Annotated in this window: 19 protein-coding genes; 13 read left to right on the forward strand and 6 right to left on the reverse strand. The window is 49.5% G+C overall.

Annotated features, from left to right (window positions below; translation table 11 throughout):
• Positions 1-3 precede the first annotated feature (3 nt).
• Positions 4-915 carry a histone deacetylase gene (locus tag ACGHZ6_RS10070; protein ID WP_390618717.1) on the forward strand — a complete coding sequence of 304 codons (912 nt, stop codon included), beginning with the start codon at positions 4-6 and terminating at the stop codon, positions 913-915.
• 5 nt (positions 916-920) lie between these two features.
• Here ACGHZ6_RS10070 and ACGHZ6_RS10075 read toward each other — a convergent pair whose 3' ends face one another.
• Together ACGHZ6_RS10075 and ACGHZ6_RS10080 are read right to left on the reverse strand one after the other, a co-directional pair.
• The gene (locus ACGHZ6_RS10075) at positions 921-2,696 is read right to left on the reverse strand and encodes a DEAD/DEAH box helicase (RefSeq protein WP_390618718.1); all 1,776 of its coding nucleotides are present in this window, start codon (positions 2,694-2,696) and stop codon (positions 921-923) included.
• A gap of 31 nt (positions 2,697-2,727) precedes the next feature.
• Positions 2,728-5,541: an EAL domain-containing protein gene (locus ACGHZ6_RS10080; RefSeq protein ID WP_390618719.1), complete on the reverse strand. Its 2,814-nt coding sequence runs from the start codon at positions 5,539-5,541 to the stop codon at positions 2,728-2,730.
• 275 nt (positions 5,542-5,816) lie between these two features.
• Between ACGHZ6_RS10080 and ACGHZ6_RS10085 the strand changes: the two genes are divergently transcribed.
• Positions 5,817-6,464 carry a transglutaminase-like cysteine peptidase gene (locus ACGHZ6_RS10085; protein WP_390618720.1) on the forward strand — a complete coding sequence of 216 codons (648 nt, stop codon included), beginning with the start codon at positions 5,817-5,819 and terminating at the stop codon, positions 6,462-6,464.
• A 76-nt stretch (positions 6,465-6,540) separates the two neighbouring features.
• On the opposite strand, the gene ACGHZ6_RS10090 is transcribed toward ACGHZ6_RS10085, so the two are convergent.
• Positions 6,541-8,166 (reverse strand): methyl-accepting chemotaxis protein, encoded by a 1,626-nt coding sequence (locus ACGHZ6_RS10090; protein WP_390618721.1) that lies wholly within the window; start codon positions 8,164-8,166, stop codon positions 6,541-6,543.
• Between the two features lie 308 nt (positions 8,167-8,474).
• On the opposite strand from ACGHZ6_RS10090, the gene ACGHZ6_RS10095 reads away from it, so the two are divergent.
• Positions 8,475-8,822: a hypothetical protein gene (locus ACGHZ6_RS10095; protein WP_390618722.1), complete on the forward strand. Its 348-nt coding sequence runs from the start codon at positions 8,475-8,477 to the stop codon at positions 8,820-8,822.
• Positions 8,823-8,909: 87 nt separating this feature from the next.
• On the opposite strand, the gene gltA is transcribed toward ACGHZ6_RS10095, so the two are convergent.
• Complete coding sequence (gene gltA, locus ACGHZ6_RS10100; protein ID WP_390618723.1) at positions 8,910-10,199, reverse strand: citrate synthase; 1,290 nt, start codon at positions 10,197-10,199, stop codon at positions 8,910-8,912.
• 480 nt (positions 10,200-10,679) lie between these two features.
• On the opposite strand from gltA, the gene sdhC reads away from it, so the two are divergent.
• From sdhC to sucD, 9 genes are all read left to right on the forward strand, one after another.
• Complete coding sequence (gene sdhC / locus ACGHZ6_RS10105; protein ID WP_390618724.1) at positions 10,680-11,054, forward strand: succinate dehydrogenase, cytochrome b556 subunit; 375 nt, start codon at positions 10,680-10,682, stop codon at positions 11,052-11,054.
• Positions 11,048-11,416 (forward strand): succinate dehydrogenase, hydrophobic membrane anchor protein, encoded by a 369-nt coding sequence (gene sdhD, locus ACGHZ6_RS10110; RefSeq protein ID WP_390618725.1) that lies wholly within the window; start codon positions 11,048-11,050, stop codon positions 11,414-11,416. The genes sdhC and sdhD overlap by 7 nt, the downstream gene beginning before the upstream one ends.
• 3 nt (positions 11,417-11,419) lie before the next feature.
• Positions 11,420-13,192, forward strand: coding sequence for a succinate dehydrogenase flavoprotein subunit (gene sdhA / locus ACGHZ6_RS10115; RefSeq protein ID WP_390618726.1), 1,773 nt, complete (start codon positions 11,420-11,422; stop codon positions 13,190-13,192).
• 17 nt (positions 13,193-13,209) lie between these two features.
• A complete protein-coding gene (locus ACGHZ6_RS10120) occupies positions 13,210-13,914 on the forward strand; it encodes a succinate dehydrogenase iron-sulfur subunit (protein ID WP_390618727.1) in 705 nt (234 codons plus the stop codon).
• 598 nt (positions 13,915-14,512) lie between these two features.
• Entirely contained in the window at positions 14,513-17,347 is a 2,835-nt protein-coding gene (locus ACGHZ6_RS10125; protein WP_390618728.1) for a 2-oxoglutarate dehydrogenase E1 component, read from the forward strand.
• 128 nt (positions 17,348-17,475) lie between these two features.
• On the forward strand, positions 17,476-18,699 hold the full coding sequence (gene odhB / locus ACGHZ6_RS10130; RefSeq protein ID WP_390618729.1) for a 2-oxoglutarate dehydrogenase complex dihydrolipoyllysine-residue succinyltransferase: 1,224 nt from the start codon (positions 17,476-17,478) through the stop codon (positions 18,697-18,699).
• A gap of 116 nt (positions 18,700-18,815) precedes the next feature.
• A complete protein-coding gene (lpdA, locus tag ACGHZ6_RS10135; RefSeq protein ID WP_390618730.1) occupies positions 18,816-20,264 on the forward strand; it encodes a dihydrolipoyl dehydrogenase in 1,449 nt (482 codons plus the stop codon).
• A 494-nt stretch (positions 20,265-20,758) separates the two neighbouring features.
• Complete coding sequence (gene sucC, locus ACGHZ6_RS10140) at positions 20,759-21,922, forward strand: ADP-forming succinate--CoA ligase subunit beta (RefSeq protein ID WP_390618731.1); 1,164 nt, start codon at positions 20,759-20,761, stop codon at positions 21,920-21,922.
• A gap of 14 nt (positions 21,923-21,936) precedes the next feature.
• Positions 21,937-22,809, forward strand: a complete 873-nt coding sequence (gene sucD / locus ACGHZ6_RS10145; RefSeq protein ID WP_390618732.1) for a succinate--CoA ligase subunit alpha — start codon at positions 21,937-21,939, stop codon at positions 22,807-22,809.
• Between the two features lie 50 nt (positions 22,810-22,859).
• Here the strand turns inward: sucD and ACGHZ6_RS10150 are convergent, their stop codons facing one another.
• Both ACGHZ6_RS10150 and ACGHZ6_RS10155 read right to left on the reverse strand, forming a co-directional pair.
• Complete coding sequence (locus ACGHZ6_RS10150) at positions 22,860-23,258, reverse strand: acyl-CoA thioesterase (RefSeq protein ID WP_390618733.1); 399 nt, start codon at positions 23,256-23,258, stop codon at positions 22,860-22,862.
• 196 nt (positions 23,259-23,454) lie between these two features.
• Complete coding sequence (locus tag ACGHZ6_RS10155; protein ID WP_390618734.1) at positions 23,455-23,976, reverse strand: hypothetical protein; 522 nt, start codon at positions 23,974-23,976, stop codon at positions 23,455-23,457.
• A 156-nt stretch (positions 23,977-24,132) separates the two neighbouring features.
• On the opposite strand from ACGHZ6_RS10155, the gene ACGHZ6_RS10160 reads away from it, so the two are divergent.
• Positions 24,133-24,966, forward strand: a complete 834-nt coding sequence (locus ACGHZ6_RS10160; protein ID WP_390618735.1) for a S1 RNA-binding domain-containing protein — start codon at positions 24,133-24,135, stop codon at positions 24,964-24,966.

The raw sequence follows: 24,966 nt of genomic DNA on the forward strand, positions 1-24,966 counted from the left end.
CGTATGACAATCCCCCTGGTTACCCACCCATCTTACAGTTTTGATTTTCCCGCCAAGCACCGTTTTCCCATGGAAAAATTTCGCTTGTTGCATCGCTATGTACAGGAAAAAGGTATAGCCCATAAAGCCAATACCCTGCGGCCGGGCAGGGGAAGAATTGATTTGCTCAGCTTGGCTCACTGTCCAGAGTATCTGCAGCGTTTTATCGATAATCAGATGGATCGCCAGGAAGTGCGTCGTATGGGCTTGCCATGGAGCGAAGGGTTGGTAAAGCGCACCCTGATTTCTCCTGCAGGCACTCTGTTAACCGCCTATACGGCGTTAAGGAGGGGTATAGCCTGTCACTTGGCTGGCGGCACCCACCATGCTCACTATGATTTTGCCTCAGGTTTTTGTGTACTCAATGACCTGGCGATTGCCGCTTTGTCATTGCTCAAACATCAACAGGTAGAGCGGGTTCTGATTTTTGACTGTGATGTTCATCAGGGGGACGGTACCGCCAGTATTCTGCAAAACGAACCGCGGGTTTTTACCTGTTCCATCCACTGTGACAAAAACTTTCCCGCACGCAAGGCAACCAGTGACTGGGATGTGGAAGTGCCAAAAGGCACTGCTGATCAGAAATATCTGGATATTGTTGAGTCTACCTTGTTGGAAGCCATTAAGCGTAGTCAACCTGATCTGATTTTCTACGATGCCGGCGTGGATATATACAGTGGTGATCCGTTGGGTTTGCTCAATGTGAGTCTGGAGGGATTACGCCAGCGCGAACATTTGGTATTGGAAATCTGCAAGAACATGGGGATTTCTACTGCGACGGTGATTGGTGGTGGCTATGATGATGATCGCCTGGCGCTGGTACGTCGTCACGCTATGGTAGTGGAAGCCGCTGCCGACATTTATGCCGGTTTTTGATCCAGTTACAGCTCGTTAGCACGACGGTAGCGACCTTCGTAATCAAATAACTTGTCTGTAATGCGCCAATAGCGTTTTTCTTTACGACCAATCACAAAGTCCGGATGGCGAAATAACTGTTGCTGGGAAACCGCCTCTACCGCTGATTTAAAACGTGGTGGCTGGTGACGGTCGATAGCGTGTAAACGACAATATTTGTGGTAGAAGGCACCTTGTTGGGCTGGGGTGTCGAAGTGAAAATACTCCTGAAGCTCAGCCCCATCTTCATCAAAGTAGGTAATCTTTAATCGCTGATTCTGGACTTTGCCTTCTTCAACAGTCAGCTGCATGCCTGAGCAGCGCAATACCATAGCGTCCCTGAGCTGTAGCGCTGCTTTGAGCTTATCATCGGGATCAACAAGCAATTTTCCGCACTGATGGCATTGGCGGGCAGCAATATCGTTTTCTGCCCCGCACTGATCGCATTCTTTAAAGCGATAACGAAAATCGCATTGGGTCAGTTCGTTTTCACTATTTTCGATGAGTCCCTGGCAGCGTCGGCCATAGTGTTCAACCAGGTCACCATCGGCATCGGTTTTACCCCAAAAGTGATTGGTAAATTGACAGACCGGGCAGGGGACTTCGACTATCTCTGAATCGCTGTCGGGTTTTGCATCGCTGATCTGAGGGCGGAATAGATCGTGGCTATTACCTGCGTAATCCAGCACCAGGCAGTTTTCTTTGCCGGGACTTAAGCGTAACCCCCGGCCAACTATTTGCTGGTACAAACCCACTGATTCTGTTGGCCGCAGAACGGCGATCAAATCCACATGGGGCGCATCGAAACCGGTGGTGAGTACCGAGACATTGACCAGAAATTTTATCTGCTGCTGTTTAAATGCGGTAATAACACTATCACGGGCGCGTTGATGCATATCGCCGGTAATAATGGCGGAGCACTCCGAGGGTAGATAACCGATAATTTCCTTGGCGTGGGCAACGCTGGCAGCAAAAATCATTACGCCTTGTCGAGTTTGCGCCTGGGCAATAATTTGTTCCGTAATTTGCGCGGTTGCCCGCTTGCTGTTGAGCACAACACGGTTTAGCTCTGTTTCGCTGTAGTAACCGCTAGCGCTAGGGCGAAGTTGTTCAAAATCGTAAAGGGCTACTGGTGCATCCAGCCATTCGATAGGCGTTAGGTAATCGTTATCGATCATATAGCGCAGTGGCAGTTCATAGATACAGGCGCTAAACGGTGTTTTCTCTGTGGTGCGAACGAGCTTTTCCGGTAGATGCTTCTGATAAACCCAGCCTGTGTCGAGACGGTAGGGGGTTGCCGTTAGACCCAGAACTTTTAAGTCGGGGTTATATTGACGCAGGGAAGCGATAATTTTTTGATACTCAGAGTTTTCATCCAGTGAAACCCGGTGGCATTCATCGATAATGATCAGGGAAAACTCATCGGCAAAGTGCTCCAGGTTGCGGGCTACCGACTGTACACTGCCGAATACGACTAGGGTCTCGGCTTCTTTACGGTTCAGGCCTGCGGCAAACACGCTGGCTTGCAGGCCGTAGTTCAGATATTTACTGTGGTTTTGCTCCACTAGCTCTTTAACGTGAGCCAATACCAGAATCCGCCGCTTGGCTAATCGGGCAAGCTCAGCTATCACCAGGCTTTTACCGGCGCCAGTGGGCAGAACAATCGTGGCCGGAGCGCTGGTCTGGCGAAAATGTTCGATAGTCGCCTGCACCGCTTGCTGCTGATAGGGGCGTAACTGTATAGAGGATACTGGGTTATTCATGTGGCCATTATACGGGGGATGGCCACAGGCTTTAAATCGTGAAGCAATTTGACGCTAATTGCTGCTGTTTGTAGCTGTCCAGTTTTTGAGCATAGTTGAGCAGGAAATCGTAATAATCGGCGAGGCTCAATGGCTTTGATTCCAGATACCCCTGCAGAATATCGCAGTTTAAATCCGCCAGCAGCTGTCGCTGTTGCTCGGTTTCCACGCCTTCAGCGACTACCTGGATGTTCAGTTGATGGGCCAGGGAGACGAGGTTTTTGACCATTAGGCGAGCTTCGCGTTTATGGCTTAGCTGCGAAATAAAGGATCTATCCAGTTTTAGTTCACGCGCCTGAAGGTTGACCAAATAGCTCAGTGAGGAGTAGCCAATACCAAAATCATCAATCGCTACCTTGATACCGACTTCTTGCAGCAGGGAAATTTTGTGAGCGGCTTCCTGCAGATTGTCGATGGCAACGCCTTCGGTTATTTCCAGGCAGATATCTTTCGGTGAGGCGCCATTACTCGTGATGATCTTTAGTGTCTTATCGACAAAGTCGGGACAGCGGAAGTGTTTAGGGTGGATATTGACAGATATCTGTTTGTTGCTCAGGTCCTGGTTTTTAAGTTGTTGTTGTATTTGGCTGGCTTTATTCAGTGTCCATTCACCGATTTGAATAATCAAATTGGATTCCTCGGCAATGGTCAGGAATTCTGCCGGGCCGATTAACCCTCGTTGCGGGTGCTGCCAGCGTAACAGGCTCTCGCAGCCAACCAGCTGACGGGTTTTAATATCAATTTGCGGTTGCAGATGCAGACGGAATTCATTGTTATTGATAGCCTGTTCAAGGTCGCTGCGCAGCTGCAGACGCGCGTTGGCTTGATTTTGCATTTCGTGGCTAAAGAAACGCAGGGTGGAGCGACCACTGGCTTTGGATTTGTACATGGCAGTATCGGCTTGACGTAACAGATCATCAATATCATCGCTGTCTGATGGGAACAGGCTAATACCTACACTGGCGCTAACGCGCAAGGTCTGCTGATCAATGAGATAGTGCTTGCTGAGGCTCTGAATTAGGCGTTCACAGAGCTGGCGGGCCGCATCCGCGGCCTTGTCATAGTCGTTATCCAGGTGTTCAAGCATAATCACGAACTCGTCACCGCCCAGGCGGGCCAGAGTATCTTCTGTTCGCACCAGTTCACTTAGGCGTAGCGAGACTTCCTGTAGCAGCTTGTCACCAAACAAGTGGCCGAGAGAATCATTTACGTCTTTAAAGTGATCGAGATCGATAAAAATCAGGGCGCCGTGGTTGTCGTTACGCTGGGAGGCGGATACCGCTTGCTGTAAACGTTGATAGAACATACGTCGATTCGGTAATCCCGTCAGCTCGTCGTAGTAGGCTAACTGACGAATTTCTTCTTCGGCACGCTTGCGTTCGGAAATATCCTGGAAACAGGCGATGTAATGTGTGACGCGCCCGGTTTCGTTTTTAACCGCTGTGATGGTTTGCCATTGCGGGTATGTCTGGCCGTTCTTTTTCCGGTTCCAGATTTCACCTTGCCAGCGCCCCTGTTGTTTCAGTTGGGACCACATGCCTTGATAAAATTCCTGATTGTGATGCCCGGATTGCAAGAGGTTGGTTCTGGCACCTATCGCTTCGCCTGAACTGTAACCTGTGATACGGCTAAAGGCTTTATTCACTTTAAGGATATTGGTTTGTGCATCCGAGATGACAATGGCTTCCTGGGTCTCGAAAGCCACTGCAGATAAACGCAGATCAATTTCTTGTTGCTTTCGTTGCTGAATGCTACGGGCAAAGAAGAGCATAACATTGGCATCATTGCCTTCACGTTTCAGCTCTTTACCCACCAGACTTAACCAAAGTGTTTGACGCTGTTTGGTAAGGATTTGAACTTCGGTTTCTATGTCGTCCTGCTGAAAGCTAAGCAGTGCTTTGAAGGACATAAATTCCGGTTGGCTGTCGGGATGAATAAGATCTTTCCAACCAAGTCCGCTGAGTTCGGTGGCACTATAACCGGTAAGATCGGGCATGTTAGAGCTAAAGTCGATAAATTGCTCCTGCTCATTCTCAACCACCATAGCGACTAAACCGCAGTGGAGAAATTCATGCAGTTGCTGATGTCGCTGTTCAAGATCCCTGAGGGTTGAATAGGTCGTATGGCTGATTTTATTCAAGGCTTGCGCCAGGCGGCCGACTTCATTATTGCCGGTCACGGTATTTTTAAGTTGATAGTTACCCTTGGCGATTTGTTCTGCATTACTGGTGAGTTTTTCCAGTGGCTGGGTAATATAGCGTTGCATTAACAGGGCGACAGACCAGACACCAACCAGCCCGATCAAGCAAATAAATACCGCATCTCGTATGTATCGATCCTGCAGGGTATTTATGGGGGCGGAGACATCGAAGGTCGAGGTTAATAGTGCTTTACCGGTATAACCGCTTGCCCATGGGATGGGTTGGTAGACGGTAAGCAGCTGTTGTTCTTGATCGTAGGTATAGCGCACATCTCCCGGCTCGGGTTCTTGTGGTATGGGGGCTTGCTGGGGTTGTGGGACCCCTTTGGTTTTCAGGGCTATCGTTTGGCCTTCAGAGGTCGTCACTATGGCGTAGAGTAGATCCGATTGATGGCTGAGATAGTGACGCAGGGAGAGTTTGTTGTCCTGATCCAGTCGCGCAAGGGCAAGTTGGGCGCTACTGCGTTGACGGGCCTCCTCGAGAATGGTGTTTTGTTTTGTCAGGGTATAGCTGAGCAACAACGCAGAGGCGAAGGTGACTGTGGATACCAATGCTATAAAACCCATAAGCACAAGGCGAAGAGGTTGTTGGGTAAATCGGCTCATTAAAAAAGACTGGGTAGTATGCAAATACCTACATACTAAGGTCTTACTCCTTTGGTATATTGATGTATATCAAAGGAGGTATAAGGGTAGGGCAGCTTATTGTAAAAGCCTCTATTTGCAGTGTATGGGCTGCCGTTTTGTTGGCAGTCTGGAGGTTGGTGTTTGACGGTGTGCTTTCACTGTCATTTTTATGCCTTGTGGATTTCTGCTGCGAGTACTTAAGCTCGGAATAAAATCCATCTATAATTTGGTTAATGCTTGCTTTGAGTAATTTCATGCGTTTATTGAGTCTTTTTCTATTGTCGATGACCTGCGGGTTGGCGCAGGCGGCCGTAGATATCAGTGATTCCTTATTAGATTCCATCGATCAACGCTACGGTCGTGATGCCCATAATCGTGTTGTGGATTGGCAACGATTGATGAAAGGTATTTTGGCTAAACCCGAATTGCAGGATCAGCCAAAAATTACTGACGCCAATGATTTTTTTAACCGGGTTAAATGGATCAGTGATCAGGATCACTGGGGGCAGGAAGATTACTGGGCTACCCCTGTTGAGACGTTGGTGACCAACGGCGGAGATTGCGAAGATTTTTCCATAGCCAAGTACTTTACGCTTAACACCACAGGTATCGACAGCGAGAAGCTGCGTATCACCTATGTGAAAGCGCTTGATTACAACCAGGCGCATATGGTGTTGGCTTATTACTCCAGCCCGGATGCCGAGCCGTTAATTCTCGACAATATCAATAAAACCATATTACCGGCCTCGCAGCGCAAAGACCTGCTACCGATTTACAGTTTTAATGGTGAAAGTTTGTGGTTGGCAAAGGCCCGCGGAAGAAAACTAAACGCTAACAGTCAGGCGAGTTTACCGCAGTGGCGAGGCGTTAATGAGAGAATGCTGCAGGAATTGCAACAGTAAATTCTGGATGTGAAATTTCAAGGTGTTGAGGTTCCAAGACGGGGTCTGACCCTGCGGGTCAGACCCCATTTTATATTTACACTTCGAATCGTTGAGTCAGCGTCGATAATTCAGATGACGTATTGCCTAAACGATTCGCAATTGAGGTAGATTGCTGAGCCGTTTCATGCGCCTGACGCGCCAGGTCCGCCATGCTGGTAACATTGGTGCGAATCTCTTCTGCAACATGGCTTTGCTCTTCGGCAGCAGTGGCAATCTGCATATTCATATCGCGAATGCTACCAACAGAGTTGGTAATTTCGCCGATCGATTGGCCGGCCTGGGTGGCCAGTTCGACGGTGGCTTCCGTTTGTTGTTGGCCGTCGCGCATGGCCTGTGAGGCGGCGGCAGCACCGTTTTGCACTGTTTCAATAATTTGTTGGATTTCTGCGGTAGATTCCTGAGTGCGTTGCGCTAATGCACGAACTTCGTCGGCCACCACGGCAAAGCCTCGACCTTGTTCGCCGGCGCGAGCGGCCTCAATCGCGGCATTAAGAGCCAGCAGGTTGGTTTGTTCCGCAATGCCTTTAATGACATCCAGTACGGCACCAACACTGGCGGTATCCTGCTCCAGTTGATCCATAGCGGCAGCAACATTATTCACTTCTTCAGACAACTTGTTGATGGATACAATAGTTTGATCCATCACCTTCAAGCCATCCTGGGCATTACTGTCTGCATTTTGTGCTGCTTCGGCGGCACCGGCAGCATTGCCCGCAACATCCTGCACGGTTTGTGACATTTCCTGAATGGCGGTGGAAATCTGGTTGGTGTATTGATCGGTAGCACCGGTATGGGAACTGATGTTGGATGCGGTTTGATCAATTTCTTCTGAGGCTGTACGTAAATCGATAGAGGTTTGTTTTACTTTGGTAAGAATCTCCACCACCTCTTTTTGCATATGCGAGAGGTTTTTAGATAGATCACCCAGTTCGTCTGTACGCGAGCTGTCAATTTGTGCGCGAAAGTTTCCTTGGCCCAATAGGGTGATGTCATCCATCACAACGTGAAGTGGTTTGAGGAAATTATTACGCAGGAACAGCCATAACAAAGCAATGATTAGCAGAGTGACAGATACCACTGCAACAGATGACCAGGTGCTAATTGATTGGCTGCTTTGGTCGACTTTGTCTGCAAAATCCTGGCGTTCTTTTTTAAAGAGTGCGGCAGCCTCTTTTAATTGGTTCGAAGGTGCTCGATCAATCCCTTTAACTGCTTTGTCACCTTCTTTATGATTAAAGCCTGAGGCTATGAATGCATCATAACCTTTGCGGTAAGCCTGACCCATTTCTCGATGTGAGTTAATAAAGGTGTTAACGAGGTTGCGCTTTTCGCCTTCATCTAACTGTGGCAGCAGGTCGCGCCCCATGGCTTGGATTTTCTCTTCCTGTTTCTGGAACTTGCCCCAGTATTTTTTCAGCTGATCATCGTTATGACCACGCAATAACACGTTTTTCCACTCCTGAACCTGAAGTTTGAAGTTGAAATTCATGTCATTAATTTGATTTTCAGCGCTAACATGCTGACTCATAAGGGTTCTATAGTCATTAATGCTGCCATTTAGACCGATTAACGAGGCTAGAGACACCGCTAACATAATAAGCAGGCCGCCTATTACGATAGTAAGCAGTCGTGATTGCATGCTGTTATTGCCAATAGTCATAGTGATTTCCTATGTTTTTAAGCTCTTATTCAGTAATGGCGAAGTATATTGGGGCAAGGATATAAGCAAATGTTGCACTTTTTTGAAACATAAGACCCTTTAAGTATAGAAGTTCTTTGCCGAAATGCTTTGTGCAAGCACTGAGATGATGCGTGTCATTTGGCCCCCCGGGATTGGTGGTTTTCACGTTGTTTTGTCTACACTGGAAGATGTAGCTAAGCCGCCAATCAGGTGATCGGCGGATTAACCTTGAAGTTGAGTCGAAATGCCAAAAAGCCCAAGTGGCTGAGAAGTGGGATGTCAGGAATATGTTGAGCCAACAGCAGCGGATTGCCATAGCCGCCCGTGAACTTCGTCTACACCGGTGTGAGCCCTTTATCTGGCGTAAGGCACAGTGTTTGGCTGAGCAGCGTCATATTTCTCCTGATCTGGCCTATACCCAGCTGCGAAGCCGACAGATTGAGCGCCTGGAGGAAACCCATGAGGCGGCCAATGATTCTGTCATGCTGACGGGAGTCTATGCTGAGTTGCACCATGAGGCGATCGAGGAGGCGCTTAGGAAGCGCGCCAGAAGGTATTTTGTGGATGTTGTCATGGTCATACTGGGGGCAGGTTGTATTGCCCTTGCGTGGCTGCATTTGGTGGGCAAAATTTAACACGCATTAGTGCCCAGTTTATCCGAGCAATAAAAAAGGCCGCATAAAATATGCGGCCTTTTTGTTAAGCAGAGGATTAACCTCGACTTATTTGCGATCTTTCAGCTCAGTGAATTCGCGAGGGGTGTAACCGGTGTACAGCTGGCGAGGACGGCCAATCTTGTATGGGTTACTGATCATTTCGTTCCAGTGAGCAATCCAGCCTGCAACACGGCCAGTAGCAAAGATCACGGTGAACATATCGGTTGGGATGCCGATAGCCTTCATGATGATACCGGAGTAGAAATCAACGTTTGGATACAGTTTCTTCTCGATGAAGTACTCGTCTTCCAAAGCGATTTGCTCCAGACGCATAGCGATATCCAGCAGAGGATCTTGAATACCCAGCTCTTTCAGTACTTCGTCACAGGTTTCTTTCATCACTTTGGCGCGTGGGTCAAAGTTTTTGTAAACACGGTGACCGAAGCCCATCAGGCGGAACGGATCGTTCTTGTCTTTCGCTTTGGCAACAAACTCGTCGATGCGGTCTACAGTGCCAATTTCTTCCAGCATGGTCAGTACGGCTTCGTTAGCACCACCGTGAGCAGGACCCCACAGAGTGGCAATACCAGCAGCGATACAGGCGAATGGGTTGGCACCGGAAGAGCCAGCCAGACGTACGGTAGAAGTAGAAGCGTTTTGCTCGTGGTCAGCGTGCAGCAGGAAGATCTTGTCCATGGCTTTGGCCAGAACAGGATTAACCTCTGGATCGTCACACGGGGTGCCGAACATCATGTGCAGGAAGTTTTCTGCGTAACCCAGCTTGTTGTTAGGGTACATGAACGGTTGGCCAACGTGGTGCTTGTAGCACATGGCGGCCAGAGTAGGCATCTTGGCGATCAGGCGGTGCGCAGAAATCATGCGCTGCTGAGGATCGTTGATGTCCAGGGAATCGTGGTAGAAAGAGGACAGGGCACCGACAACGCCACACATAATGGCCATTGGGTGAGCATCATTGCGGAAACCACGGAAGAAACGAGCGATGTTCTCGTGAACCATGGTGTGGTTGCTGATGATGTCTACGAATTCTTTCTTCTGCTCTGCGTTTGGCAGTTCGCCGTTCAGCAGCAGGTAGCAGGTTTCGAGGTAGTCGGATTTTTCAGCCAGCTGATCGATTGGGTAGCCGCCGTGGAGAAGAACCCCTTTGCCGCCATCAATATAGGTGATTTTGGACTCACATGAACCGGTAGACATGAAGCCTGGGTCATAGGTGAAGTAGCCTTTGCTGGTGAGACTTGTAACATCAATTACATCTGGGCCAGCGGTACCTGAATGAATAGGTAACTCAATGGCTTGATCCAAACCGTCGACCGAAAGGTGCGCTTTCTTCTCAGTCATCACGGACTCCTGTTGTAGTAAATAATAATAAGCTTTATGTGCCGCCAAATTCAGCAGCTAAAAAATATGGACTTAAAAGCGGGGCTCACTATAAGGGCACAAGCGTGTTTGTCAATGAATTTCAGGTTTAAGCAAGGCAATTATAGGTCAGATTGGCACGTATGGGCCTAATTGCGCAAAAAAGGGGCTGCGTGATTTTGTGGTGCGGTGATTTGTGCCAAGTTGGTGCGCCTGTGTGTTTTTTGAACGAATGTGGCGGATGCGCAACAGGTCGCGCACAAAATCGCTTGTAGTCAGTGAAATCAGGGGCTTACGGCAGTTTTTGTTGTTTTTTTACAGGCGGCTATCTATAATTCCGCGCGTCTTGCAGGGGGGGCTGTTGGCACATGCTGTGTTAACTGCCTATGCTTGGGAGATGGCACGATCTTTGTGCGTACTCGAAAACAGCTCGAAAATGAGCGAAAAAGGTGTGATTCAACCGTGAACAAGAATAGACCTGTCAATCTTGATATCTCAACAATAAAACTTCCCATCACTGCCTATGTATCTATTTTGCACCGTGCCTCCGGCGTAATTCTTTTTGCCGGTGTTGCGATTTTGCTGTGGATGCTGGAAGCCAGCCTGACGTCTCAGGAAAGCTTTGCAGAGTTGAAGGAAGGCCTGACCAGCCCAGTATGCCAATTTATCGTTTGGGGTACTCTGGCGGCACTGGCTTACCACATGGTAGCCGGTATTCGTCATCTGATTATGGATATGGGTATTGGTGAAAGCCTGGAAGGTGGCCAAACCGGCGCTAAGATCGCCCTGGTTGTTGCCATCGCATTAATCATCGCTCTGGGGGTATGGGTATGGTAACTGCAGTAACAAGTTTCGGCCGTAGTGGCCTGTATGACTGGCTGATCCAGCGTGTAAGCGCTGTAGTAATGGCCGCATACGTTATCTTTTTGGCGGGTTTTATTCTGACTACACCTGAAGTGAGCTTCGACCAGTGGAAAGCGCTGTACAGCACACTGTGGATGCGTGTCTTTAGCTTAATCACCCTGATCTCTATCGCTGCACACGCCTGGATTGGTCTGTGGGCGGTACTGACTGATTACCTCACCAACCGCATGATGGGCGCCAAAGCGACCGTTCTGCGTGTACTGGCGCAAATGGTGCTGGGCGTGGTCACTGTGACCTACGTTGTTTGGGGTCTGGAAATTTTGTGGGGTTTTTAAGCAATGGCTAATATGCGTACGATTTCTTTTGACGGTATTGTTATCGGTGGCGGCGGTGCTGGTATGCGCGCTGCACTGCAGCTGGCTCAGTCCGGCTACAAAACTGCCGTAATTACTAAAGTATTCCCAACTCGCTCTCACACAGTATCTGCCCAGGGCGGTATTACTTGTGCGATTGCGTCTGAAGATCCCAACGACGATTGGCGTTGGCACATGTACGATACCGTTAAAGGTTCCGATTACATCGGTGACCAGGACGCTATCGAATACATGTGTTCTGTAGGTCCTGAGGCTGTATTTGAGCTGGACCACATGGGTCTGCCTTTCTCTCGTAAAGAGAATGGCCGTATTTATCAGCGTCCTTTCGGTGGTCAGTCTAAAGACTTTGGCCGCGGCGGACAGGCTGCCCGTACTTGTGCTGCTGCTGACCGTACCGGTCACGCACTGCTGCACACCCTGTATCAGGGCAACGTTAAAAATGACACCGTATTCCTGAACGAGTGGTTCGCGATCGACATCGTTAAGAACCAGGACGGCGTTGTGACTGGTGTTATCGCCATGAACATCGAAGACGGTGAAGTGGTTTACGTTAAGTCTAAAGCCACTGTATTTGCTACCGGTGGTGCTGGCCGTATCTACGCCTCTACCACTAACGCACACATCAACACCGGTGACGGTGTGGGCATGGCCCTGCGTGCTGGCTTCCCTGTACAAGACATCGAAATGTGGCAGTTCCACCCAACCGGTATTGCCGGCGCTGGTGTACTGGTTACTGAAGGTTGTCGTGGTGAGGGTGGCTACCTGGTAAACAAAGACGGCGAGCGTTTCATGGAGCGTTACGCACCAAACGCCAAAGACCTGGCTGGCCGTGATGTTGTGGCCCGTTCCATGGTCCTGGAGATTCTGGACGGCCGCGGCTGTGGTCCAGAAGGCGATCACGTATTCCTGAAGCTTGATCACCTGGGTGAAGAGACTCTGAACGCCAAACTGCCTGGTATTCTGGAGCTGTCTCGTACCTTCGCTCACGCTGACCCGGTTAAAGAGCCAATCCCTGTTGTGCCAACCTGTCATTACATGATGGGTGGTATTCCAACTAACGTTGACGGTCAGGCTCTGACTTCCGACGCTAACGGTAACGACAAAGTTATTGACGGTTTTTACGCCTGTGGTGAGGTTGCTTGTGTATCTGTACACGGTGCTAACCGCCTGGGTGGTAACTCCCTGCTTGACCTGGTTGTATTCGGTCGTGCATCTGGCCTGTTCATTGAAAAAGCGCTGCGTGAAGGTATTGAGCACCGCGAAGCTTCCGAGTCTGACCTGGAAGCTGCCATGTCTCGTCTGGATCGCCTGAACAACACTAACGACGGCGAAAACGCTTCTGCGCTGCGTAAAGAACTGCAGAACACCATGCAGAATCACTTCGGTGTATTCCGTAAGGGTGACTTCATGCAGGAAGGCATCAAGAAGCTGGCTGATCTGCGTACTCGTATCGAGAACGTTAAGCTGGACGACAAATCCAAAGCCTACAACACTGCCCGTGTTGAAGCGCTGGAACTGCAAAACCTGCTGGAAGTGGCCGAAGCAACTGCTATCGCCGCTGAAGAGCGTAAAGAATCCCGCGGTGCACACGCCCGTGATGACTTCCAGGATCGTGATGACGAGAACTGGTTGTGTCACTCCATGTACTTCCCAGAAGACAAGCGTGTTGGCAAGCGTGCGGTTAACTTCGCACCTAAGACCATGGAAGCGTTCGAGCCTAAGGTTCGTACCTACTAATCGGGGGAGACAGAAAAATGTTGAAAGTAGAAGTTTATCGTTACAACCCTGAGACCGACGAAGCTCCGTACATGCAGAGCTACGACGTTGATACTCAGGGCAAAGACCTGATGGTATTGGACGTTCTGGAGCTGTTGAAAGCCCAGGATCCAAGTATTTCTTACCGTCGTTCCTGCCGTGAGGGTGTATGTGGCTCCGACGGTATGAACATCAACGGCAAGAACGGTCTGGCCTGTATCAAGGCCCTGTCTGAGTGTGTTACCGGCAACAAGCTGATCCTGCGTCCGCTGCCAGGTTTGCCTGTAATTCGTGACCTGGTTATCGACATGAGCCAGTTCTACGCCCAGTACAAGAAGATCAAGCCATACCTGCAGAACGACGAGCCGGCTCCGGCTATTGAGCGTCTGCAGTCTCCAGAAGATCGCGCCAAGTTGGACGGTTTGTACGAGTGTATTCTGTGTGCATGCTGTTCTACCTCTTGTCCTTCTTTCTGGTGGAATCCAGATAAATTCATCGGTCCAGCCGGTCTGCTTCAAGCTTACCGCTTCCTGGCCGATAGCCGTGACACGGCTACTGAAGAGCGTCTGGCTGATCTGGACGATCCGTTTAGCGTATTCCGCTGTCACGGTATCCAGAACTGTGTGTCCGTATGTCCGAAGGGTCTGAACCCGACTCGAGCCATCGGCCACATTCGCAATATGTTATTGCAGAGTGCGACCTAAGTTTAATATATAGGTAACGCTCAATAGAGCATCATTCGGATTCAGGAGAGTTACGAATGATGTTCGACAAGCCCAAAGGATTTTATTGGGCTTTTACTACTAGTGCAGAGACCCTGGCGGTCTGAACCATTTGCTTTAAAAGAGCCTTTGTTGGTTCGACCGCCATATTTAAAAAAAGAATTATTAAGGGCTGGCTACAAGGTGACGGAATAGTAATGTTCTGATCGCTGGCAGACCGGTCTACCAAGAATGAAGTCGTATCCACAAGATACGTTTTTATAAAGTTAGCTAAACGCTAGTAATAGCAGGGGTATAACGGGAGTCCTGATAAAATTGGGTCCCGAGCTAACTGTGTAAGTTGTACAGCTTGCCTGTACCGCTTCACGGGGTAACACGCGCTATCAAAACCATGGCGAGGCTTTTACGCCTGTTTTTTGCCAATGGTCCGAGAGCATTGACGCTGGTCTAAAACAGCGTGATTGAGGGTTAATCACACTGTGGCCGGATTGGCTGATCGAGTGGGAACCGTGCCCAGCGGTGGCTTGGCAGGCGTGTATTCTTATGCGGCTGGCGATGCCCTGTTAAAAGGTGGGCACACATGCAAGAAAGCACGATGGAGTTACTTTGGAGCACTTCCCATATCCAAGGGGGAAATGCTGCATATGTAGAAGAGCTCTACGATACTTATTTACACGATCCAAACGCCGTTCCTGAAGAGTGGCGCAGTTACTTTGATCAGCTGCCTCGTATTGAAGGGGTGGTGACTCAAGATACACCGCACTCCATTATTCGTGAACATTTCGAACTGCTCGGTAAAAACCGTGCACGTCCTTTGGCTGCTCCAGGTTCTGGTGGCGCCAATATTGAACACGAGCGCAAGCAGGTTAAAGTTGTTCAGCTGATCAGCTCTTACCGTTTCCGTGGTCACCAGAAAGCCAGCCTCGACCCTCTGGGTTTGATGGAGCGCGAGCAGGTGCCCGATCTGGAGCTGGGTTTCCACGGTTTAACACCCGCTGACCTCGATACCGTATTCCAAACCGGTAACCTGTTCTTCGGTAAAGAAGAAGCGACACTGCGTGAAATTGTCGATGGTCTGGAGCAAACCTACTGTGGTTCCATCGGTGCAGAGATCATGCACATCACCAACTTCGCCGAGAAGCAGTGGCTGCAGCAGCGTCTGGAAAGTGTGCGTTCCAACCCCGATTATGAGTTGGATGTTCGTAAGCGTCTGTTAGAGCGTCTGACTGCCGCAGAAGGCCTTGAGCGTCACCTGGACAGTAAGTATCCCGGTACCAAGCGTTTTGGTCTGGAAGGTGGTGAAAGCTTAATTCCATTGTTTGATGCCCTGATTCGTCGTGCCGGTACCCATGGCGCGAAAGAAATTGTTTTGGGTATGGCTCACCGTGGTCGTTTGAATGCCCTGGTAAACACCCTGGGTAAAAACCCCGCTGAGCTGTTTGAAGAATTCGAAGGTAAGCGCCTGATCGATACCTCCGGTGACGTGAAGTATCACCAGGGCTTCTCCTCAAACGTCATGACCCCAGGCGGTGAAGTTCACCTGGCCATGTCGTTTAACCCATCTCACCTGGAAATTGTTTCACCGGTGGTTGAAGGTTCTGTACGTGCCCGTCAGGATCGTCGTGAAGACCCACTGGGTAACAAGGTTGTGCCTATCGTTGTACACGGTGACGCGGCATTTGCCGGTCAGGGTGTGGTGATGGAAACCTTCCAGATGTCACAAACCCGTGCCTACGGCACCGGCGGCACCATCCATGTTGTGATTAACAACCAGGTTGGTTTTACCACCAGCCGTCGCGATGATGCCCGTTCTACCGAATACTGTACCGACGTTGCCAAGGTTGTTGAGGCACCGGTTTTCCACGTAAACGGTGATGACCCTGAAGCGGTATTGTTCGTGACCCTGTTGGCCATGGATTACCGTTACGAGTTTAAGAAAGACGTTGTTATCGATCTGGTATGTTACCGCCGTCGCGGTCACAACGAGACCGATGAGCCATCGGCTACTCAGCCGCTGATGTATCAAAAGATTCGCAAGCAAAAGACCACCCGTACCCTGTATACCGAGCAGCTGGTAAATGCCGGTGTTGTATCGCAGGAAGAGGCGGATCAGCTGGCCAACGATTACCGCGCCGCACTGGATCGCGGTGAGCATGTAACCCAGGGTCTGGTTAGCGAGCCTGATAGCTCATTGTTTGTCGATTGGACACCTTATCTGGGTCACGATTGGCACACGCCAGCTGATACCGGCTATGACCTGAAAAAACTGCAGGATGTCGCTCACCGCATGACCGATATTCCAGATGGTGTTCAGGTTCAGCGTCAGGTGAAAAAGATTTACGATGATCGCCATAAAATGGCTGGTGGTGCGTTGCCCATCAACTGGGGTATGGCCGAAACCCTGGCGTACGGTACGTTGCTTGAGCAGGGCACACGTATTCGTCTGACGGGTCAAGACGTAGGTCGTGGTACCTTCTCTCACCGTCATGTCGTGATTCATAATCAGAAAGATGGCACTAATTACAATCCTCTGCGTAATTTAAGCGACGATCAGCCTGAATTTGATATTTATGATTCTCTGCTGTCTGAAGAGGCTGTGTTGGCATTTGAGTATGGTTATGCCACAACTACGCCAAATGCGATGATTATTTGGGAAGCTCAGTTTGGTGACTTCGCCAATGGTGCCCAGGTGGTAATCGATCAGTTTATTACCAGTGGTGAGCACAAGTGGGGCCGCCTGTGTGGTCTGACCATGTTGTTGCCACACGGTTATGAAGGTCAGGGCCCTGAGCACTCCTCAGCGCGTCTTGAGCGTTACCTGCAGTTGTGTGCCGAGCACAATATTCAGGTCTGTATTCCAACCACACCGGCGCAGGTGTTCCATATGCTGCGTCGTCAGGCGATTCGTCCTATGCGTCGTCCGTTGGTTGTGATGAGTCCGAAATGGATTCTGCGTCACAAGTTGGCCACGTCTTCTCTGGAAGAACTGGCGAATGGCAAATTCCACAATGTTCTGGGCGATAGCGATATGGCTCCGGAGAAAGTGGAACGCGTTGTGCTGTGTAGCGGTAAGGTTTACTACCACTTACTGGAAGCACGCATGGAGCGTGAAATTGAAAATGTTGCTTTGATCCGTCTGGAACAGCTGTATCCGTTCCCGGAAGAAGAGTTGAAGGAGGCCCTGGCGCCGTACACCAATTTGAAAGATGTGGTGTGGTGTCAGGAAGAGCCTATGAACCAGGGCGCTTGGTATAGCAGTCAGCACCATATGCGTCGTGTGATTCATGCTCACAATCCTGACTTGTACTTGGACTTTGTTGGTCGCGCTGCCTCTGCGGCACCAGCGGCAGGCTATATGTCCATTCACCTGGAAGAGCAGCAGAAGTTTATTGATGAAGCTCTGACGGTGAAATAACCCTGGAACGATAATCGCCGTTTGTGACTAACCACAAGCGGCGACTAAACGAATACAGCAATTGAAACAGTTTTAGTAAAGCCCGGTTCCACAGATATGACCGGCACACGCTAAGGACAAAAGAAACAATGACTATCGAAATTAAAGCGCCAACTTTCCCAGAATCCGTTCAAGACGGCACCATTGCAACTTGGCACAAGCAGCCAGGTGAGCCAGTATCACGTGATGAGCTGATTGTTGATATTGAAACCGATAAAGTAGTTCTGGAAGTTGTTGCTCCAGCCGACGGTACTCTGGCTGAAATTATTAAAGCGGAAGGCGACGTTATCCTGAGTAACGAAGTCATCGCCCAGTTTGCTGAAGGTGCAGCCGCTGCTGCAGCACCAGCCGCCGCCCCAGCTGCTGCTGAAGAAGCCGCTCCAGCTGAAGCTGGCAGTGCAGCAGGTCTGGCTAGCCCATCTGCTCGCAAGTTGGCAGAAGAGAAGGGCATCGATCTGGCTACCGTTAAAGGTACTGGCAAAGACGGCCGTATCACCAAAGAAGATGTGGTTAACGCTGAGAAACCTGCTGCCGCACCAGCGCCGGCCGCTGCTCCTGCTGCCAAACCAGCCGCTGCTGCCGCCCCGGTTCCTGCTGAACTGATCGGTGAGCGTGTTGAGAAGCGCGTACCTATGACCCGCATGCGTAAGCGTATTGCTGAGCGTCTGATGGAAACCTCTCAGGGTACTGCCATGCTGACCACCTTTAACGAGGTGAACATGCAGCCTGTGATGGATCTGCGCAAAAAGTACAAAGAGCAATTCGAAAAAGCACACAACGGCACTCGTCTGGGCTTTATGGGCTTCTTCGTAAAAGCGGCTGTTGAAGCACTGCGTCGTTTCCCTGCGGTTAACGCTTCTATCGACGGTGACGATATCGTATACCACGGTTACCAGGACATTAGCGTTGCGGTATCCACCGACAAAGGTCTGGTCGTACCTGTTCTGCGTAACACCGAGAACATGAGCCTGGCGACTGTTGAGAACACCATCAAGGATTACGCGATCCGTGCCCAAGCTGGCAAGCTGACCATCGAAGAAATGACCGGTGGTACCTTCTCTATCACCAACGGTGGTGGTTTTGGTTCCCTGATGTCTACCCCAATTATCAATCCACCACAGACTGCGATTCTGGGTATGCACGCCATTAAAGATCGTCCAATGGCGGTTAATGGTGAGGTTAAAATCCTGCCGATGATGTACCTGGCTCTGTCCTACGATCACCGTTTGATCGATGGTAAAGATGCCGTTCAGTTCCTGGTGGCTATCAAGGACATGATTGAAGATCCTGCTCGCATTCTGCTGGAAATGTAAGCCTGACATCTTAACGAAGCAAAACATTCATGGCCGTGTGCTTAACTCTTTAAGCGTTAAAACTTAAGGGTTAGGTGCGCGGGCAAACAGTTATTAAATTACTAGAGACCAACCTTATGTCAGACAAATTTGACGTGATTGTAATCGGTTCCGGCCCTGCAGGTTATGTAGCTGCTATTCGCGCTGCACAACTGGGTTTGAAAACTGCCTGTATCGAAAAGTGGAAAGACGACAAGGGCAAGGGTGTTAACGGCGGTACCTGCTTGAACGTTGGTTGTATTCCCTCTAAAGCGCTGTTGGACAGCTCTCATAAATACCATGCGGCGAAAGAAGATTACGCGGCGCACGGTATTGGTACTGGCGATGTAAGCATCGACGTACCTGCGATGATTAAGCGTAAAGCCAAAGTGGTTAAGCAGATGTCTGGTGGTATTGCCGGTCTGTTCCAGGCTAACAAGGTGACCTCTCTGTACGGTAGCGGGAAGCTGCTGGCTGGTCGTAAAGTTGAATTCGTTTCCAACGAAGGCGAAACCAAAGTATTGGAAGCTGAGAACGTAATCCTGGCTTCCGGTTCAGTACCTGTTGATATTCCTGTTGCGCCAGTTGACGGTGATGTAATCATTGATTCCACTGGTGCGCTGGAGCTGCAAGAAGTGCCTAAGCGTCTGGGTGTGATTGGTGCTGGTGTTATCGGTCTGGAGCTGGGTTCCGTTTGGGGCCGTCTGGGCGCTGACGTGGTTTGTCTTGAAGCCATGGATGATTTCCTGGCCATGATGGATCAGCAGATCGCCAAGGAAACCAAGAAGATTCTGACCAAACAGGGTCTGGATATTCGTCTGAGCTGCCGCGTAACCGGTACTGAAGTGAAAGGTAAAGAAGTTGAAGTTACCTACACTGACAAAGACGGTAACGAGCAGAAAGAAACCTTCGACAAGCTGATTGTTTGTGTTGGTCGTCGTCCGTTTACCGAGAATTTGCTGTCTGCCGATAGTGGTGTAAACCTGGATGAGCGCGGCTTTATCTATGTTAACGATCTGTGCTCCACCGACGCCCCAGGCGTATGGGCAATTGGTGATGTAGTTCGTGGCCCAATGCTGGCACACAAAGGCTCTGAAGAGGGTGTTGTGGTTGCCGAGCGCATTGCCGGTCAGAAGGCGGTTGTGAATTATGATATTATTCCGAGCGTTATCTACACCGATCCTGAAGTTGCCGCTGTAGGCCGCACAGAAGAGCAGGTGAAAGCCGACGGCGAAGATTACAACGTAGGTACCTTCCCATTCCTGGCCATTGGACGTGCTGTTGCCGCTGATGAAGCTGAAGGCATGGTGAAAATGATTGCCGATGCGAAAACCGATCGTGTGCTGGGTTGCCATGTTGTTGGTCCACACGCAGCAGATCTGGTTCAGCAGGTGGCTATCGCCATGGAGTTCGGTTCTACTGCTGAAGATATCGGTATGACTGTCTTCGGTCACCCAACACACTCTGAAGCGATTAAAGAGGCTGCTCTGGCTGTGAATGGTCATGCCATCCATATGCCGAACCGTCCAAAGCGCAAGAAGAAGTAAATAGAAAGCATTCGATCCGCTAATTCTAGGATTTAGTTGATCATCGGATTGCTGTGATTGTCGCGGAAAACGCGGCAATCGAAGCACGGCCAGGGAAATTGGCACTACTGCAGAGGACATGGCACGGCGGGCCCCGCCTGGTAACAGGTGGCGGGCCCACCGGGTATTGTCCATGAGTTGCTTAAGATGTGGGTCGCGATCAATCGCGCAATCGACGGTCTGTATGTTTTAAGCGGCTATAACTATAAAGCGTGAAACTCAGCGTTAAGTGAGTGTAAAACTGACGGCGTTGAACTTGGTGTACGACTCACAGATTATTGAAAGGTAGTTGTAGAACTGCCTGAAAGCATCTTCGAGTTTTAAATGGTGTGCAGTGATTTTTCCATGACAGATATGTGAAAAGTGACGCGCAAAACGTTAAATGCGTGGTTTGGCATTGGCTTTCATTATGATGGCAATGCCGGTGCCAAGCACAAAAAAGACGGATAGAAAAAATGAACTTGCATGAGTATCAAGGCAAGCAGTTGTTCGCCGAATACGGCCTGCCTGTATCCAAAGGTATTGCCGCAGAAACCGCAGCTGAAGCTGCTGCTGCAGCTGACTTAATCGGTGGCGACAAGTGGGTTGTTAAAGCCCAGGTTCACGCCGGTGGCCGTGGTAAAGCCGGTGGTGTTAAGCTGGTTGATTCCAAAGCTGAAATCGAAGAATTTGCTAAAAAGTGGCTGGGTAACAACCTGGTAACTTATCAAACAGACGCTAACGGTCAGCCTGTTAGCCGTATTCTGGTTGAAAACTGCACCGATATCGCTGAAGAGCTGTACCTGGGTGCTGTTGTTGACCGCTCCAGCCGTCGTATCGTTTTTATGGCCTCTACTGAAGGTGGTGTTGAAATCGAGAAGGTTGCAGAAGAGACTCCAGAAAAAATCCTGAAAGCCACTGTTGATCCTCTGGTAGGTGCTCAGCCTTACCAAGGTCGTGACCTGGCTTTCAAACTGGGCCTGAAAGGTAAGCAAATTGGTCAGTTCACCAAGATCTTCCTGGGTCTGGCGAAAATGTTCCAAGAGAAAGATCTGGCGCTGCTGGAGATTAACCCACTGGTTATCACTCCATCCGAAGATCTGCACTGCCTGGACGCCAAAGTTGTTATCGATAGCAACGCTATGTACCGTCACCCAGAGCTGAAAGAGATGCACGATCCTTCTCAGGAAGATGCTCGTGAAGCTCACGCTGCTCAGTGGGACCTGAACTACGTTGCTCTGGATGGCAACATCGGTTGTATGGTTAACGGTGCTGGTCTGGCCATGGGTACCATGGATATCGTAAACCTGCACGGCGGTAGCCCAGCTAACTTCCTGGACGTTGGTGGTGGTGCGACCAAAGAGCGTGTAATCGAAGCATTCAAGATCATTCTGGACGACGACAAGGTTGAAGCCGTTCTGATCAACATCTTCGGTGGTATCGTTCGCTGTGACCTGATCGCTGAAGGTGTTGTTGGTGCTGTTGAAGAAGTAGGTGTTAAGGTTCCTGTTGTTGTTCGCCTGGAAGGTAACAACGCTGATGTAGGTGCCAAGGTACTGTCTGACAGTGGTCTGAACATCATTGCTGCAACTAGCTTGACTGACGCTGCTGAGCAAGTTGTTAAAGCGGCTAAAGGTTAATAGGGGTCAAGTCAATGAGCGTATTAATTAACAAAGATACTAAAGTTATCTGCCAGGGTTTCACTGGTGGTCAAGGTACTTTCCACTCTGAGCAAGCTATCGCTTACGGTACTCAGATGGTTGGTGGTGTAACTCCAGGTAAAGGTGGCACTGAGCACCTGGGCCTGCCAGTATTTAACACCGTTGCTGAAGCAGTTGAAGCCACTGGCGCTGACGCTTCTGTAATCTACGTACCGGCTCCTTTCTGTAAGGATTCTATCCTGGAAGCCGCTAACGCAGGCATCAAGCTGATCGTATGTATCACCGAGCACATTCCTGTAATGGATATGCTGGAAGCCAAAGTTAAGTGTGACGAGCTGGGCGTTCGCCTGATCGGCCCTAACTGCCCAGGTGTTATCACTCCGGGCGAGTGTAAGATCGGTATTATGCCAGGTCACATCCACCTGCCAGGTAAAGTGGGCATCGTTTCCCGTTCCGGTACTCTGACTTACGAAGCTGTTAAGCAGACTACTGACTACGGTTTCGGCCAGTCTACCTGTGTTGGTATTGGTGGTGACCCAATCCCAGGTTCTAACTTCATCGACATTCTGGAGCTGTTCCAGAACGATCCACAAACCGAAGCTATCGTTATGATCGGTGAGATTGGTGGTTCTGCTGAAGAAGAAGCTGCGGCTTACATCAAAGAAAACGTGACCAAGCCTGTTGTGTCTTACATTGCTGGTGTTACTGCACCTCCAGGTAAGCGTATGGGCCACGCTGGTGCGATTATCTCTGGTGGTAAAGGTACTGCCGATGAGAAATTCGCTGCTCTGGAAGCGGCTGGTGTTAAAACCGTTCGCTCTCTGGCCGGTATCGGTGACGCACTGAAAGAAGTAACTGGCTGGTAAGTTTTTACCCGTTAGTGATTTCAAAAAAAGCGGCCTGCGGGCCGCTTTTTTTATGCCTGCATTTTTTCTTGTGGCTTGTTATTCGGTTCCCGCTGATTAATGCCATGGGGAATCTTGGTTCCGTGTTTGTCGACTGAAACCATAATGATCTTATCCACGTGAACAATGATCTTTTTGGTGATTTTATTGCGTACTTGGCAGGCAAGTGCGACGGAAGTTGTACCAATGTGCACCAGATTGATGCCAATCTCGATAACTTCACCAAGCTTGGCAGAAGAGATAAATTCTATCTCTGACATAAATTTTGTTACCACATGGGTGGTCTTCATTTGGCAGCATGCAAATACCCAAGCCTCTTCATCTATCCAGGCTAGAACAGTGCCGCCAAATAGCTGGCTGGCATGGTTCAGGTCTTCGTGTTTGATCATTTTACGGGAATAGAACTTCATCGGTTACCTCATTACTGACAGCTAAATTTGTTTGGAATGAACGTTCCGTGCAGTTTCAGCAAGCGTCAGGCCATAACCTTTGATGTTGCCTGTAGTTTGAACGAGTTATCGATTTAGGCGTAGAGGGAGAGGTTGAAGGGCAGAAAGATGGTATAGAATCCGGAGCCATCGCTGACACCGGATTCTAGGTCAAGTTTTAAATGTCGTCGTTACGGTTACCGACTGTGAAATAGGTGCTCCATTCACTTTTAAATACGCCGCGAGTTTCGACTGCATGTACCGAGGCTACAGTATTGTCGCCAGGACGTGAGAAGGTCGCTTTTAAGCCTGTGCCGATTTTTCGTGGGCGTTCTTCCAGCTGCCAGGCCTGCTCCAGACACTGACGGGTTTCATTTTTAGCCTTTTCAAACAGGTCCATGGCCATATCTTTGTTGGGCGTGCTGTGGCTGCAGACATAGTTGACGTTGCCATTGCCCCATTCCCAGATTTGGCAGTTATTACCTACCAGGTGGTAGCGGGCATCCCAGACAGCAATGCTTCTTGAACGGGCAGGTGACGAGATACGAAGCGTTTTGAATTGGTTGTTGTGTTCTTTGACCAGGGCTTGGACTTTATCGCACAAGGACATCTGTTTTATCGCTTCAGGTTCCTGAGGAACCATCTCGCAGGCGCCAAGTAACAAGGTGAAGGGCAGGGCTAAAGCCAGTTTTTTCATCATAACGTCCTTAATTATGTGGAATGAGCTGCTTTTTGATCTTACTACAAGTTATTCGAGTCTACTAAGCTTTCTAGGTAAAGGTTTCTAGAGTTTAGTCTAGCCATAGTGGCATTTGCGCCTTACACTTCATATTTTACGTGGTAGTGGCAGAAAACTATGGCAGATCTGGGCAGAATCAATCGTTTAAGCGTGGTAAAACAGGTTGATTTCGGTGTTTTCCTTGACGGTGGTGTTGATGGCAATATTCTGTTGCCAAAGCGATACGTACCGAAAGACTGCGAGCTTGGTCAACAATTAAAGGTTTTTATTTATCTGGATTCTGAAGACCAGCTGATTGCCACCACAGAAATGCCCAAAATCATGGTGGGCCAGTGTGCCTACCTGAAAGTCAAAGACGTAAACAAGATAGGTGCTTTCCTTGACTGGGGTTTGAGTAAAGACCTGTTTGTGCCGTTCAAGGAGCAGGCCAAACGCATGGAAGAGGGCAAATCCTATGTGGTATATGCCTATCTGGATTCCAGTGAGCGAATTGTGGCCTCCAGCCGTTTGGACCGGCATCTGTATGAAGAATCCCGCTACTTCAAAGCTAATCAGGAAGTCGACTTAATGGTCTATGCCAAAACGGCTATGGGCTACAAGGCTGTGGTAAACAATAATCATATTGGTCTGATTTTTCGCGATGAGGCGTTTAAACCGTTGCGCTTTGGTCAGCAATTCAAAGGTTATATCAAATCCATTCGTGAAGATGGCAAGATCGACTTATCTCTTCAGCGCCGCACGCAAAAAGGTCGGGACGAGCTTACCGATAAGATTTTGCAATACCTAAAAGCCAACGGTGGCACATCTACGCTGACGGACAAAAGTCCGCCGGATGAGATCTACAATGTCTTTAATGTCAGCAAAGGTAACTACAAGAAGGCGTTGGGAAGCCTGTATAAAGAACGCAAGATAGTGATCACGCCTGAGAGAATCACCCTGGTGGAAGAGTAG

This window comes from Maricurvus nonylphenolicus (genome assembly GCF_042854845.1).
Lineage (GTDB): Bacteria > Pseudomonadota > Gammaproteobacteria > Pseudomonadales > Cellvibrionaceae > Maricurvus > Maricurvus nonylphenolicus.

Bases quoted from the DNA above. Each gene is read 5' to 3' on its own strand.
- ACGHZ6_RS10090 (WP_390618721.1), bottom strand. From the start codon at position 8,166: ATGACTATTGGCAATAACAGCATGCAATCACGACTGCTTACTATCGTA.
- ACGHZ6_RS10080 (WP_390618719.1), bottom strand. From the start codon at position 5,541: ATGAGCCGATTTACCCAACAACCTCTTCGCCTTGTGCTTATGGGTTTT.
- sucD (WP_390618732.1), top strand. From the start codon at position 21,937: ATGAGCGTATTAATTAACAAAGATACTAAAGTTATCTGCCAGGGTTTC.
- ACGHZ6_RS10125 (WP_390618728.1), top strand. From the start codon at position 14,513: ATGCAAGAAAGCACGATGGAGTTACTTTGGAGCACTTCCCATATCCAA.
- sdhA (WP_390618726.1), top strand. From the start codon at position 11,420: ATGGCTAATATGCGTACGATTTCTTTTGACGGTATTGTTATCGGTGGC.
- ACGHZ6_RS10095 (WP_390618722.1), top strand. From the start codon at position 8,475: ATGTTGAGCCAACAGCAGCGGATTGCCATAGCCGCCCGTGAACTTCGT.
- ACGHZ6_RS10160 (WP_390618735.1), top strand. From the start codon at position 24,133: ATGGCAGATCTGGGCAGAATCAATCGTTTAAGCGTGGTAAAACAGGTT.
- sucC (WP_390618731.1), top strand. From the start codon at position 20,759: ATGAACTTGCATGAGTATCAAGGCAAGCAGTTGTTCGCCGAATACGGC.
- lpdA (WP_390618730.1), top strand. From the start codon at position 18,816: ATGTCAGACAAATTTGACGTGATTGTAATCGGTTCCGGCCCTGCAGGT.
- gltA (WP_390618723.1), bottom strand. From the start codon at position 10,199: ATGACTGAGAAGAAAGCGCACCTTTCGGTCGACGGTTTGGATCAAGCC.
- ACGHZ6_RS10120 (WP_390618727.1), top strand. From the start codon at position 13,210: ATGTTGAAAGTAGAAGTTTATCGTTACAACCCTGAGACCGACGAAGCT.
- ACGHZ6_RS10155 (WP_390618734.1), bottom strand. From the start codon at position 23,976: ATGATGAAAAAACTGGCTTTAGCCCTGCCCTTCACCTTGTTACTTGGC.
- sdhD (WP_390618725.1), top strand. From the start codon at position 11,048: ATGGTAACTGCAGTAACAAGTTTCGGCCGTAGTGGCCTGTATGACTGG.
- odhB (WP_390618729.1), top strand. From the start codon at position 17,476: ATGACTATCGAAATTAAAGCGCCAACTTTCCCAGAATCCGTTCAAGAC.
- ACGHZ6_RS10085 (WP_390618720.1), top strand. From the start codon at position 5,817: ATGCGTTTATTGAGTCTTTTTCTATTGTCGATGACCTGCGGGTTGGCG.
- ACGHZ6_RS10075 (WP_390618718.1), bottom strand. From the start codon at position 2,696: ATGAATAACCCAGTATCCTCTATACAGTTACGCCCCTATCAGCAGCAA.
- ACGHZ6_RS10070 (WP_390618717.1), top strand. From the start codon at position 4: ATGACAATCCCCCTGGTTACCCACCCATCTTACAGTTTTGATTTTCCC.
- ACGHZ6_RS10150 (WP_390618733.1), bottom strand. From the start codon at position 23,258: ATGAAGTTCTATTCCCGTAAAATGATCAAACACGAAGACCTGAACCAT.